This window comes from Rhodocytophaga aerolata, assembly GCF_030503435.1.
Classification (GTDB): domain Bacteria; phylum Bacteroidota; class Bacteroidia; order Cytophagales; family 172606-1; genus Rhodocytophaga; species Rhodocytophaga aerolata.
Genome location: NZ_JAUKPO010000026.1, coordinates 1 through 13516, shown reverse-complemented (window position 1 = coordinate 13516; position 13516 = coordinate 1). Strand labels below are relative to the sequence as shown.

Annotated in this window: 9 protein-coding genes; 4 read left to right on the top strand and 5 right to left on the bottom strand. The window is 41.5% G+C overall.

The window, feature by feature from the left end; genetic code table 11:
- Positions 1-121 precede the first annotated feature (121 nt).
- The 5 genes from Q0590_RS27900 to Q0590_RS27880 form a co-directional block, all read right to left on the bottom strand.
- Positions 122-592, bottom strand: a complete 471-nt coding sequence (locus Q0590_RS27900) for a DUF6130 family protein (RefSeq protein ID WP_302040938.1) — start codon at positions 590-592, stop codon at positions 122-124.
- A gap of 130 nt (positions 593-722) precedes the next feature.
- Positions 723-1589 (bottom strand): oxidoreductase, encoded by an 867-nt coding sequence (locus tag Q0590_RS27895; RefSeq protein WP_302040937.1) that lies wholly within the window; start codon positions 1587-1589, stop codon positions 723-725.
- Positions 1590-1796: 207 nt separating this feature from the next.
- The gene (locus tag Q0590_RS27890) at positions 1797-2270 is read right to left on the bottom strand and encodes an organic hydroperoxide resistance protein (protein ID WP_302040936.1); all 474 of its coding nucleotides are present in this window, start codon (positions 2268-2270) and stop codon (positions 1797-1799) included.
- A gap of 163 nt (positions 2271-2433) precedes the next feature.
- Positions 2434-2670 carry a DUF2798 domain-containing protein gene (locus Q0590_RS27885; RefSeq protein WP_302040935.1) on the bottom strand — a complete coding sequence of 79 codons (237 nt, stop codon included), beginning with the start codon at positions 2668-2670 and terminating at the stop codon, positions 2434-2436.
- A 131-nt stretch (positions 2671-2801) separates the two neighbouring features.
- The gene (locus Q0590_RS27880) at positions 2802-3389 is read right to left on the bottom strand and encodes a TetR/AcrR family transcriptional regulator (RefSeq protein ID WP_302040934.1); all 588 of its coding nucleotides are present in this window, start codon (positions 3387-3389) and stop codon (positions 2802-2804) included.
- A gap of 675 nt (positions 3390-4064) precedes the next feature.
- Between Q0590_RS27880 and Q0590_RS27875 the strand changes: the two genes are divergently transcribed.
- Genes Q0590_RS27875 through Q0590_RS27860 form a run of 4 tightly spaced genes read left to right on the top strand, consistent with a single transcriptional unit; the run spans position 4065 to position 12414 of the window.
- Positions 4065-4400, top strand: coding sequence for a PadR family transcriptional regulator (locus tag Q0590_RS27875; protein ID WP_302040933.1), 336 nt, complete (start codon positions 4065-4067; stop codon positions 4398-4400).
- Positions 4397-7039, top strand: a complete 2643-nt coding sequence (locus Q0590_RS27870) for an ABC transporter permease (RefSeq protein ID WP_302040932.1) — start codon at positions 4397-4399, stop codon at positions 7037-7039. Before Q0590_RS27875 ends, Q0590_RS27870 begins: the two co-directional genes overlap by 4 nt.
- 30 nt (positions 7040-7069) lie before the next feature.
- Positions 7070-9730 carry an ABC transporter permease gene (locus Q0590_RS27865; RefSeq protein WP_302040931.1) on the top strand — a complete coding sequence of 887 codons (2661 nt, stop codon included), beginning with the start codon at positions 7070-7072 and terminating at the stop codon, positions 9728-9730.
- A gap of 44 nt (positions 9731-9774) precedes the next feature.
- Positions 9775-12414, top strand: coding sequence for an ABC transporter permease (locus tag Q0590_RS27860; RefSeq protein WP_302040930.1), 2640 nt, complete (start codon positions 9775-9777; stop codon positions 12412-12414).
- Positions 12415-13516 lie beyond the last annotated feature (1102 nt).

Genomic DNA, 13516 nt, shown 5'->3' with positions numbered 1-13516 from the left:
CCTGGCAAACTTTACAGAATTAATAATAGCTTATTCATTGAAATTTAAACCAATAATTTGCTCACCTGTATTTAGATTATCAAGTAGAATTCCAAATACAGGTGAGAACAAAAGTTCCTGCTCAATGTTGGTCATGCTGAGAAATCTCCATTTGCTTGGAATCCGGAATTGTAAAAGAAATAACCTTACTTTCGATTACTTGGTGGCTTGCATCCGCCATCTCCACTAAAACATGGTGTGGCCCAGGTAGCAAACCTACAATAATAAGTGGCTGGTCATTGCTGGCATGGGCCCAATGCCAGGGTGTATTATCTACCGTAATATGTAAGTGACCAATGCGCGGAGAAACATCCAGGGCAGTCTCACCAAAGACAGGCACAATACGCAGATTTTCCGTCTGGTAAGGAATAATCACTTTGCCTTGTGCTAAAGGACCAGGTAGCGGCGGATCCACAAGCAGTTTAGGAGGTGGCTCGGAAGGCAGTGGCAAAATAGACTCTGATCCCCGGATTTGTTGTGCAGTGGTATGTTGACTAACCGCTTGAAAGACCAAGCCGACCATTGAAAAGGCAATTAAAAGAATGGTTTTCATAAGATAATGCGTTTATTAGAAAGGATAATGACTGAAAGACCGTTGGCTGGAACTAACCGAATGCCAGACCAACTTTTAATTTATATAGGAATGTAGGATGAAGACTGATAAATGCTACTGGTGGAATTTCCTATGATTTTGGGAAAGCTGGTTCAATTTCCCGATCTGTGCTTGCTGAAATACTTTCCCAAGCATCTACTTCCGCTTCCATCGTGGCTACCTTTGACCGGAAGTATGCAACCGCATCTTTACCAACAGGTAGATGAACTGGAGGTGTCTGGCTGTTGGCTAACTCCATCACTACTTGGGCCAGTTTGGCTGGATCACCAGGCTGATTCCCGTGAATTTGCCCTGCATTGACTCTTGTCCGCCCTACCGTCGGGGCATATGCTTCCAGTACATTGGCACCAACTACATAAGAATCCCCGGACAGAAAATCCGTACTGAATAGTCCAGGTGCTAAAGAAGTTACATGGATACCTAAAGGATTTACTTCTAAAGCCAATCCTTCAGAAATTCCCTCTACTGCAAATTTAGTGGAACCGTACAAACCAAATCCTGGGACTGTAGCCCGATAGCCAAAAGCAGAGGAAAAATTGATGATGTGGCCAGTTGCCCGTTGCCGCATATATGGCAAGATGGCCTGAGTCACGCGCAGTAAACCGAACACATTGGTTTCAAATTGCCGGCTGATTTCTTCCTCTGTGGCCTCTTCAAAAGCCCCTAAGAAACCATACCCTGCATTGTTAACTAATACATCAATCTGACCAAAGTGAGCAATAGCTTGCTCAACCCCTTCTTTTACTTGCCCTACCTTTGTTACATCCAGTACTACCACCTGCAAATTTTGGTGATTCCCGAGAGTAGCAGACACCTGTTCGGGATTTTTTCGGACAGTAGCCACAACCTGATCTCCGACTGCTAAGGCTGCCTTCACAATTTCTAAACCAAAGCCACGTGAGGCTCCAGTAACAAACCATACTTTTTGAGTTTTCATTGTGTTTTTGTTTAAATTAATATTTTATAACCTATCGGTCATTTAATGGTAATTAGTGTTATACACTACCTATTGTTTGGAATAGGCTGCAAAATTCATCAGTGGATTATGTAGTTTAGAACAATCTCCTGAAATAATGTAGTCTCCAAGAAATGTGAACTAGTCTTTGCCTATCTACTGAGCTGACGCACATCGGTAAGCAATAAATTAAATCAGATTAATGGCGACCGGAATGTTGCCACGGGTGGCTTTGGAATAAGGGCAAATCTGGTGTGCAGTATCCACAAGGGCTTGGGCTACTTCACGTTCCAAACCTGGCAGACTAACGTTGAGTCGCGCCTGCAGGAAGTACTGTCCATCTACCAGACACAAATCTACCTCTGCGTCGATAGCTGTATTGGCTGGAAGTTTCACCTTTCTGTCATGGGCAGCTTTCCCTAAGGCCCCTTCAAAACACGCCGACCAGCCAGCGGCAAACAATTGCTCCGGATTAGTACCAATGCGTGTCGTGCCTGGAGTAGCGAGTTTAACATCTAGCTGACCATCTGAACTACGCGATGCCCCTTCCCTGCCTCCAGTAGTATGTGTTTTGGCCGTATAAATGGCTTTTTTAAAAGAGGTCTGCTGAGTTGCTTCAGACGTTGTACTTGTAATTGCGGAATCTACTTGATCATTTTTCATGGTTGTATGAATTTATTGTATACTTATTAAATTTACTTTCGAGGGAATGTTTAGAAGAGTCACATTTTGATTCTTAGTGGCCAACTCTTACCAATTTGAACTTAGTTACCAGCCAGAAGATGGAGGCTCATAAAAAAACAGATAAAGAACCTCCATCTTCTCTTTATTTGTCTGATGTGGCATATGTCTGCTCCTTGCATAAATAACTTGCTACACGCTGAACGCCGGGTGAAACGATCAGAATAATTGGGATTACTATAAAGTAAGCTATAGCCCAAGACTTCATCCAGATTGAGGCAAATCCGGGAGCAAATCCCCGGTTTACAACAATAAGTGTAAAAGATACAATTCCAGTTGTGATGATACCCATCAGCATGGCAAAGACAACTTTTTGTTTCATGGTTTTCATTAGTATTAAGTTTAAATTGTATTGTTACGACCGATCGGTCATTTATTGATAAAAAAATAAGATTGCATATTTATTCAAAATACCATTTAATGACCGATTGGTCATATTCTATGCAAAAAAAATTAGTTTACTTTTTCTTCAATTTCATTTTTTAAGGAACGAGCAATTACTTGCATAGCTTTGTTGTTTCCTGCTATCCGTGACATCATAATTCCTCCTTCCACCATGGCGAACATCGTGGTAGCAAACTCTTTGGCATCCCAGTCTGATTTAAGCTCACCAGTTTCAATGCCCCTCTCCACAATGCTTCGAATATTTTGTTGGGCTTTTTCCACTAACTGATGTACTTTCTTCCGGATCACTTCATCGGTATCATCGGCTTCCATGCCAAAATTGAGCAGTGGACAGCCGCCGATGATTGGCGGATTCAAGGGGTCCAGATACAAATCAATGTAGGCGAATAACTTCTCTTTAGCCGTTTTTTTCCGGCTCATGGCTGTTTCTACCACATTTGCAAGCCGGTCAAGTTGATAATCAACCACTTCATGAGCCAAGTCTTCCTTGTTTTCAAAATGCACATACAGACTTCCTTTGGCTAGTTTAGTTACCTCCAGAATATCACTTAAAGAAGTGCCTGCTACACCTTTCGTATTAAAAAGCGGAGCGGCTTTTTCAAGAATTAATTGCCTGGTTCGTTCTGCTTTTGTCATTTTCTTGTTCTTGATGACACAAATATAAATGACCGATCGGTCATCTCCAAACAATTTGTCAATTATTTTCAGCCATCTCTTACAGACAAAATAGAGCTCATTCTTTTTTTTCTGGATAGGACTGAACTATATAGAAGGAAAAGAGGAAAGGGATATAGAACAAATATCTTTCTTATTGGAAAAATCTCCTGTTCAAGAAAGAAAACTAAATGATACAATTGCAGTCAGATTAATTACTTTGTATCCTTCAAAAGATTTACAAAGTTCCTTAGCCGGTAAAACCTATGTTTACAGAAAAGACTGTAATTGTATAGAAATTCCGCTTATATTTTTTGAGAGTTACTCATCAAATTGAGTATCGCCTTACGAAAATAGCTTTTTCATTTTCTATAATTTTATAGATTAATGGTAGCACCTTTTTTAATTGTATTCAAACAAATCCAGTAGAGATTGAAGTGCCTATACAACTATTTCAAAATTTAGTTGTAGCACCAATTAATCCAGGTCTGTGCTTTCATCACTGTGCTGAAAATGAACACAGCATTGTCCGCTTCCGGACACTTACTGCAAAGCTTCTATAAACAAAAGGGCCTTAACGACGTAATAAGGCCTATTTTATCTCTTGGCAAGGCATTTGTTAAACAAATATGAAGATAATTAAATTCTTTGCATGCCATGGGAAAATTATACTTAGGCGAGTTTGAAGAACTTGTGCTCTTAACAGTGGCTCATCTGCAGGGTGAAGCATATGGAGCAGCTATTATGCAAGATATTCAACAGCGCACAGGCCGTATGGTCATCTTAAGCGCTGTACATGTGGTGCTCTACCGGCTGGAGGAGAAAGGCTTGGTTACTTCTGTTGTGGGTGGGGTTACTGCTGAGCGGGGTGGCCGCCGGAAACGCATTTTCACCATCTCAGCCTATGGCATTACTATCTTATCAGAAATCCGGCAGGTGCGGGAAGAGTTGTGGCAGTTGATTCCTAAACCCCTGCGCCCTTCTACTTTATGAAAAACACCAATCAGCCACCTTTTTGGTTAGACCGCTTTCTGCAATGGCGCTTACCGGACGATCAGTTTGAAGAGGTGCAGGGCGATATGCACGAACTATATAGTCAGTGGGTGAAAGATGTAGGTAAACGAAAAGCAAGTTGGCTGTACCTGCTCAATACACTAACTTTTCTGAGGCCTTTGCCTAAAGGAAAAGAAAATCATTACTCCACTCACAGACCTTATCTACAAGCAAATTTCCTGGATATGCTATTCAACTACCTGATTATTGCCTTGCGGAATCTCACCCGTCAAAAAGCATTCTCCTTCATCAACATTTTTGGCCTGGCCATCAGTATGTCGGTGGGGCTGCTCATTATCACCATGATTTCAGATACATTCTCTTTGGATGATTTTCACCAGAAGAAAGATCGTATCTACAGGGTGATCACTACAGATCAGTTCGCAGGACAACCGGAAATGCACCTGGCTTCTAGTTCCGTAAAAGCCGGAAAACAAATCAAAGAAACAGTGGCCGGTGTGGAATTAGTAGCCCTGCTTCGCAGGGGATTTGGGGGAGAAGCTATAATAAAAGATACCAGAATTTCTCTTTCCGGACTATGGGCCAGTGAGTCGTTTTTCGAGGTATTTACGTTTCCCTTGCTGCAAGGTGATCCGGTTACGGCGCTAAAAGAACCTTATTCTCTGGTACTGACGGAGAAAACGGCTAAAAAGCTATTCGGACGGGTAGATGTACTAGGCCAACAGATACAATTTGATACCTTAATTTATATCGTAACCGGCGTGATGAAAGATGTTCCCAAGCTGTCTCATCTTCAATTTGAAGCTCTCGTTTCTTTTGCCACTGTTGAATTGCAGAAGCCAGATACTGGTGATGGAGATTTTTTTGCCTGGGAAAATATTTTCATGAATTATGCCTATCTGTTACTACCACCGAATGGAAACCCTGAAGCCGTTCAGGCGAATCTCAACCAGTTAAGTGCTGCCCAAAATGCACGTATCACCAACCGAAAAATTACCCTGTCGCTTCAATCTTTGAAGGAAATTTCAAGTGGAGAAAGTTTGGTAAACCCCATTGGACCTACTTATTTTAATAATGCGGCCAGGTGGGTACTGGTAGGTTTGGCGCTTATTGTGATGCTGAGTGCTTGTTTTAATTATACCAATCTCTCTATTGCCCGTGCCTTGCGCCGATCCAAAGAAGTGGGCATTCGCAAAATGATTGGGGCGGCAAAAAGCCAGGTACTGGTTCAGTTTATCACAGAAGCCATCGTGATTGCATTGGTTGCGCTGGTTTTTTCTTTTCTGCTGTTTTTGTTGCTGCGTATCCAGTTTCTATCTCTTGCAGCCCAGGCAGCTGATCTTTTTAAACTGGAGCTTTCGACTAGGCTCATTGGTTATTTTGTGGCATTGGCTATATTGGTGGGAATTACAGCAGGAATATTGCCTGCCTTATTTTTCTCTCGCATCAACGCCATTCAGGTATTCAAAAACGCATCGCTGAAGTTATTTTATCATGTTGCCTTACGCAAAATATTAATTGTGGTGCAGTATACATTTTCTCTCATTTTCATTACAACTACCATTATTGGCTACAACCAGTATCGGTCTTTCCTCGCGTATGACCTAGGTTTCTCTACAGAAAATATTCTCAATATCCGGCTTCAGGGCAATTCCAGCAAACTACTGAAAAATGAACTGGCGCAAGTACCAACTGTACAAAATGTATCTACATCCCTACTAGTGAGCAGCCTGGGCAACCTGTATGGTGGCTCCATGAAATACAAAGATCCGGTGGATTCTGCCAACGTCTGGATAAATATTGTGGATGAACAGTATTTACCGCTACACCAGCATACATTTCTGGCCGGAAAAAATTTCAGTGCCAAAGCAAATGCCATATCAGAAGATGAAGTAATTGTAAATGAGCAGGTATTGAACCGCTTTAACATAGGCAAACGAGTTCCTGAGCAAGCACTGGGTGAAGCATTGACTGTGAAAGGGAAAAAACTAACCATTATAGGCGTAGTAAAAGATTTTCATTATGGGACACTTGATAAAAATATAGAACCTACCATTCTCCGGTATTCCAACGAACCCGGCGGCTACCTGAATGTAAAAATCCTTTCTTCGGATTTGCCAGCTACCATGGAAAGTATTGAGGCGGCCTGTAGCAACATTGACCAGGTACATCCGCTGGAAGCTAACTTCTATGATGATCAAATTGAACAAGCGTATAGCCAGTATTCGGTGATGATAAAGATTATTGGTTTTCTGGCATTTCTGGCCATTAGCATTGCTTCAGTAGGGTTATTTGGCATGGTGGTATACAGCACCGAAACCAGGCTGAAAGAATTGAGTATCCGCAAAGTGTTAGGCGCAAGTGAGTTTAGCCTGATTTACCATCTAAGTAAAGGATTTTTTATTCTGCTACTGATCGCCGCCTTTATTGCGTTGCCTTTAACCTACTTGTTTTTTAACCAGGTGATTTTACGAGAATTTGTCTACCATCAACCTATTGGAATAGGTGAGTTATTTTCAGGGGTAGGTGTGGTTATGCTTTTAGCTATTAGTATGATTGGGTCACAAACTTTAAAAGCCGCCCAGAATAACCCGGTTAATGTGCTGCGTAACGAATAGAGTGAAGAGTATAACCTAATCCGAACTTGTATGAGCCAGCCGCCAGATATGTTTCAACCGCCCAAAAGGATAGATGCTTTTCTTCGCTGGCGCATGCCGGAAGAGCAGTTTGAGGAAGTGCAGGGAGATATGCATGAATTATATGCGCAGTGGGTGAAAGAAATGGGCCAAAGAAAAGCTGACCGGATGTATCTGCTCAATGCCCTTACGTTTCTGAGGCCTTTGCCCAAACGGGCAAAATCTTTTCAACACAAACTCAGTCCATACTCACAAGCAAACCCCATTGATATGCTCCGAAATTATTTTATCACTACCTGGCGAACGCTTTTGAAAAATAAAAGCTATTCTGCCATTAATTTAACAGGTCTTACCCTAAGCCTCACTTGCTGCCTATTACTCTGCATTGTCATTATCCACGAACTTTCCTACGATAACTACCACACAAATGCAGATCGCATTTACCGGGTGGAAACGCAAAAAATCTCACCTGAGGGTACAGATACCTACTCTGGTGCACCTTTGGGTGTGGCAACCGCCTTACGCACAGATTTTCCTGAAATTAGGCAGGTAACTACTATCAATTTTAATGATAGCAGGCTACTTTCTGTTGGCGATAAAAATGGAAAAAATGCTAAATTCAAAGAACCCATTGCTTTTGTAGATAATAACTTATTTACAATATTTGATTACCAGTGGATAGCCGGAAATCCTACAACCGCCCTATCCGAGCCAAACACGGTGATACTTACCCATTCGTATGCCCGAAAGTACTTTGGAAACGCTACTATAGAGCATATCCTGGGGCAGACAATTAAGATTGACCATGTGGTTAATCTGAAAATTACTGGTATTCTAAAAGACTTACCGTCGAATACCAATTTTCCATTTAATATACTTGTTTCCTTTCCTACTCAAAAAAGCCTTGATAAGAACTTCAACCCGGATGAATGGCGTGGGTGGAGTGATAATGCTCAAACCTATGTGCTTCTGGCAAGCGGCACCAAACCACAAACCATAGCAAGCCGCTTCCCCAGCATGTGGGAAAAATATCATGGTGGAGGCATATCCAAAACAAGAGGAAGCTCATTATTAGCCCTGAGAGAATTACATTTTAATGGAAATTACAGTGGCAGGTCTGTGGAGTGGAAAACTATTTATATCATGGTGGTTATAGGGGTATTCCTTATTCTAACCGCCTGTGTCAATTTTATTAATCTGGCCACAGCACAGGCCATCAAACGGTCCAGAGAAGTAGGAATCCGTAAAGTATTAGGCAGTAGCCGGGGACAATTAATTTTACAATTCTTAAGTGAAACCAGCACTATGACATTGATAGCTTTGCTGCTGGCTATAGGAATTTCCCTTTTACTTCTGCCTTCTGTTGCTTCATTACTAGATATTCCGGTAACAAGACAATTTGCGCTGCATCCGGTAGTATGGCTTTTGATAATAACTACCTTTTTGCTGGTAAGCTTTATATCTGGCTTTTATCCAGCCTTTGTGCTATCCTCCTTTAGGCCAGTGCAGGCAATAAAAAACAAAGTTACTTCCAGCCGCATGGGAGGTAGTTCCCTTGCCAAAACCATGATTGTACTTCAATTCACAATCTCCCTGGTACTCATCATCGGAACAGCCATCGTTGCCCGCCAAATAGATTTATTTAAACATGCAGACCTGGGATTTAATAAAGAATCCATCATTATTGTGCCGATACCTACTCAGGATATAGATAAACTTCGGCACCTGCAAGTACAACTAACCCGCCTGCCAGAAATCTCGAAGGTGAGTTTTTCTTTCAACAGCCCTTCGGCAGAAAGCAATTTTATGGGTGAACTAGTTTACCAGACATCAGAGGGAGAGGTAAAAATCCGGACTCAATTTAAATTAGCGGATGCTCATTTTATCCCAACCTACGGTATAGATCTCCTTGCCGGAAAAGGTTTACCCGACGTAGATTATACTTCACAGATTGTAATCAACGAAGTATTTATGCAACGCATGGGCATTCATACTCCGCAAGCTGCCCTTGGTAAAATTATCAAAAATGGAGATCAACCCTTGCAGGTGGTAGGTGTAGCCCGTAATTTTCATGTAAATTCCCTTCACCAGAAAATTGATCCAACCATTATTGGAATCAATCCGCAGTTTTTCTTTCAGGCGGGCATTAAGATGACTTCATCCAAGGCCTCCTTACAAAAAGCATTAGTGCATATTGAGCAAGTATGGACTCTTGCATTTCCCGATCAGCTCTTTAGCTACCAGTTTCTGGATGAAACGCTTAATGGGGCATATGGGAGAGAAACCCGTACATTTTACCTGCTGAATATCTTTTCAGGAATAGCCATTTTTGTTAGTTGCCTGGGTTTATATGGACTAATCTCTTTTATGGCCGTACAGCGTACAAAAGAAATTGGTGTCCGGAAAGTTATGGGTGCCAGTGTACTACAAATTGTAGGTTTGCTCAGTAAAGATTTCCTCAAGCTCGTAATCCTTGCCTTTGTGATTTCTAGCCCGGTTGGCTGGTATGTAATGAGCAAATGGCTGGAAGATTTTGCGTACCGCACGGATATAGGTGTAGGCGTGTTTTTGATTGCCGGAGTGGCTGCTTTGCTGATAACAGTAGTAACCGTGGGTATTCAATCAATAAAAGCAGCGATGACCAATCCGGTCAAGTCCTTACGAAATGAGTAATGTAATCTGAGATTTATATAATCAAACGATTCTAAAAGGCTTCCATGAATCAAGATAGGCATAAATTTCAACCACCTTCTTGGATAGACAAATTCCTCCAATGGCAGTTGCCAGAGGATCAGTTTGAGGAGGTGCAGGGCGATATGCTAGAATTGTATGTACATTGGGTAGAGGAAAAGGGTGAGAGAACAGCTAATTGGCTGTATTTCCTAAATGCCTTTACTTTTCTCAGGCCTTTGCCTAAGCGAAAGCCCTTCTCCAAAATTAACCACTATTCACAAGCAAATACTTCTCATATGATCGCAAACTACTTGAAAGTAGGCTTCCGCAACCTAATCAGGCAGAAAGCTTATTCATGTATTAATATCGGAGGCCTTTCTATTGGGCTTGCCTGTTGTATTACCATTGGGCTTTATATCTGGGATGAATACAAGTTTGACCGTTTCCACACAAACTACCGGCATATTTACCGGGTGGTGGAACAACAAACCCAGGCCGGAACTTTGTATGATGTAGCTTCCACCCCTGGTCCACTGGCACCATCATTGAAAACTGACTTCGCCGAAATACAGCAGACGTGCCGCATCAGTGAAGCCTGGTGGGCCGGAAATCTGCAAACAGGTGAAAAAGTTATTGAGCCTGAAAACATACTGGTAACGGATAACTCTTTCTTTCAGGTATTTGATTTTAAACTTATTCAGGGAAATCCTCAAAAGGTACTGTTACATCCGGATGAGGTGGTGATTAGTGAAACCCTGGCTCAAAAGTTTTTCCGTGAAAACTGGATGCAGGCCGGCAATATTCTGGGCCGGCAAATAAAGCTGAAAGATGGACGGCTGTTAACTCTCTCAGGGGTAGCTGAGAATCCGCCATTACATTCGCAAATTCAGTTTGATGTATTGCTATCCTGCCGCTACGATGAACTCCATTCTGACAACTACAAATGGCAGAGCAATGATTACCAGACCTATGTTTTAGTCAGTCAGGATGCAGATGTGGCAGCATTGAAGGAGAAGCTGAAAAATTACCTGCAAAAACACATTAAGTTGACCAATGCTACTACCCTTTCTTTGCAACCCTTATCCGCTATTTATCTCTACTCGGATTTTGACTTTCATACTGACTGGGGAAAAAGGGGAAATATCACCTATGTACGGGTTTTCATGGCTGTAGGTACGATTATATTACTGATTGCCGTGTTCAATTTTATTAACCTTTCCACGGCTCGTGCCATGAGCCGGGCCAAAGAAGTAGGTGTGCGGAAGGCGATTGGTGCTTTACGCAAACAGCTCATTGTTCAGTTCTTGAGTGAAGCCTCAAGTATGACTGTAATCGCTGTAATGCTTTCTTTCCTTCTCTTGCAGTTGTTTTTGCCTATACTCAACGAGATTGCCGGAAAATCACTTGCTGTTCCTTTCACTGATCCTGCTTTTGTGTTCGCCCTGCTAGGTTTCACGCTCCTTGTAAGCTTGCTGGCTGGCATCTATCCTGCCTTGTACCTGTCTCATTTTAATCCGGCAAAAGTCTTAAAAGGCTTCCAATCTCAGCAGTCAGCGCAGTTTTTCAGGCAGAGTCTGGTCGTGAGTCAGTTTGCTTTATCGGTGATACTGATTACCGGAACGATTGTCATTTACAAACAATTAGCATTCATGCAAAACAAAAACCTGGGTTTCGATAAGTCTCAGTTATTGCATGTATATCTACCTGAAGAGCTGCGCAACAAAGCCTCTGTGATAAAAACGGATTTAGAAAAACTACCCAGCATTGCCGGTGTAGCAAGCACCTCTGGCAATCTGGTAGATGTTAACCAATCTACCACCCATTTTACATGGGAGACACAACCACCCGGCGCTTCTATTTTAATCACCCATCTGAATATAGATCCTGATTTTCTTACCACCACGGGAATGAGGTTGCTTGCCGGCAGAAATTTCAATCCGGCCATTACAACAGATACTTCTTCAGCCTTTATCATTAACGAAATAGCTGCTAGACAAATGAGCTGGACGATTGAGGAGGCGATAGGAAAAAAAATCAGGTTCTGGGATGTAGAGGGTACTGTAATTGGGGTAGTAAACGATTTTCATTACCGGCCTATGACAACCGCTATTGCACCCTTGCTTTTCCGCTACTGGCCAAAAGAATCCATTTCGGGATTATTTGTAAAAGCAAAACCTAATGGGGTAAAAGAAACTATTTCCGCTATTGAGCAAGTACATAAAAGATACAATGTGCTGGCTACCCTGGATTACCAGTTTGTAGACCAGATGCTTGAAAAGCAATACCGTACAGAGCAAAACACCGCTCGCATTGTCTTTTATTTCTCTATACTTGCCATTATGGTTTCCTGCCTGGGCTTATTTGGCCTGGCAACCCATACGGCAGAAAGAAGAACTAAGGAGATAGGGGTCCGGAAAATACTGGGCGCTTCGGTTGCTCATATTGTTCTGCTCTTTTCTTCAGACTTTCTCAAGCTTGTTCTCATTTCATTTGTTATCTCCTCTCCCATTGCCTGGTATGCCTTGCATAGATGGCTGCAAGATTTTGCTTACAGTATACGCGTAGAATGGTGGATTTTCATAGTTACAGGCGTATTAGTAGTTACTATCACTTCCCTTACAGTAAGTTTTCAGGCTATCAAAGCAGCTATAGCTAATCCGGTAAAATCTTTAAGAAATGAATAATAGTATTTGGTAAGCACCCTTACTGATGGTAGGAAAACAGCCTATGTATTCGTATGAGCAATTATTACCTTTAGCCTATATAAATCAACACATATTTCACGTTATTATGCACTTTCTCTTTTCATGGCTACTTCACATTCTTCTTCAGCCATACATTTTCCTTCAAATACACATATACTGATATCTGAAAAAACACTATTATGTTGGCCAATATCAGCTATCATAAAATGTATTCGCCACTCATGGACATTATAGCAAGTAATTATTGTTTCTTTTACCTGATAATAGAAGAACAATCGCTGATAAGATTGTGTAGCTATATAGTCAAGAGTTTGATATAAATTAATAAGCTCAATTACCCATATCTTCGTTTTAACTTCCTTTAGGCAAATACACTTCTCTGTTAACGTAAGTGGATTTTGCTCCTTTTTACAGAATAATACCAGTACGCGATTGTTTTATAGTGATGGCTGTTTATATAAAATATATTTCAGAACTCTTTCTTTATCCACTCCCTGCAAAATCAGCCATAATGGCAGCAGAGACAAAAGCTGGTAAAATCAATCAAGGTTATGTTAGCTAAATTTCATGAGTATTTGTTACGGCAGTTTCTACTACATGAAGTGATCTAGAATGTACTTTGTCTCAACTCGTAACAATACAAGACGGTAGGATTTTCTTCTTAGTTTCTGTCTAAAAACGGTGGGCCTTACTATGCAAATTAGAATCCCTATGATCTACAGCAGGTTAAATTAAATGATTGTCTTCAAGTTATACTAGTCACAGACCATAGATTTACTTTCAGCTGCCTTTGCGCCAATATATCTACAGATTCTATTACAGGCGGCTGGGCTAGCAGGTCTAGGACCTTAGCCAGTAATGCTTCCGCTACTTTTCCAGCCAGGTATGCCAGACGGCCTGCTTCATCAGGAAAAGTATCAAAAATACCAAATGTAGATGTTCCTAATCGAATCGCATACTAGGTAATCGTATCTGATTCTTGTTCAACAAGAGATAAAGCTGAACGAAGGAAATCTTCAATTTCCCTTTCTTTGCCGGCTTTCGCCTGGAACCGGACTAGTAATGCTACTGTGACTATTTC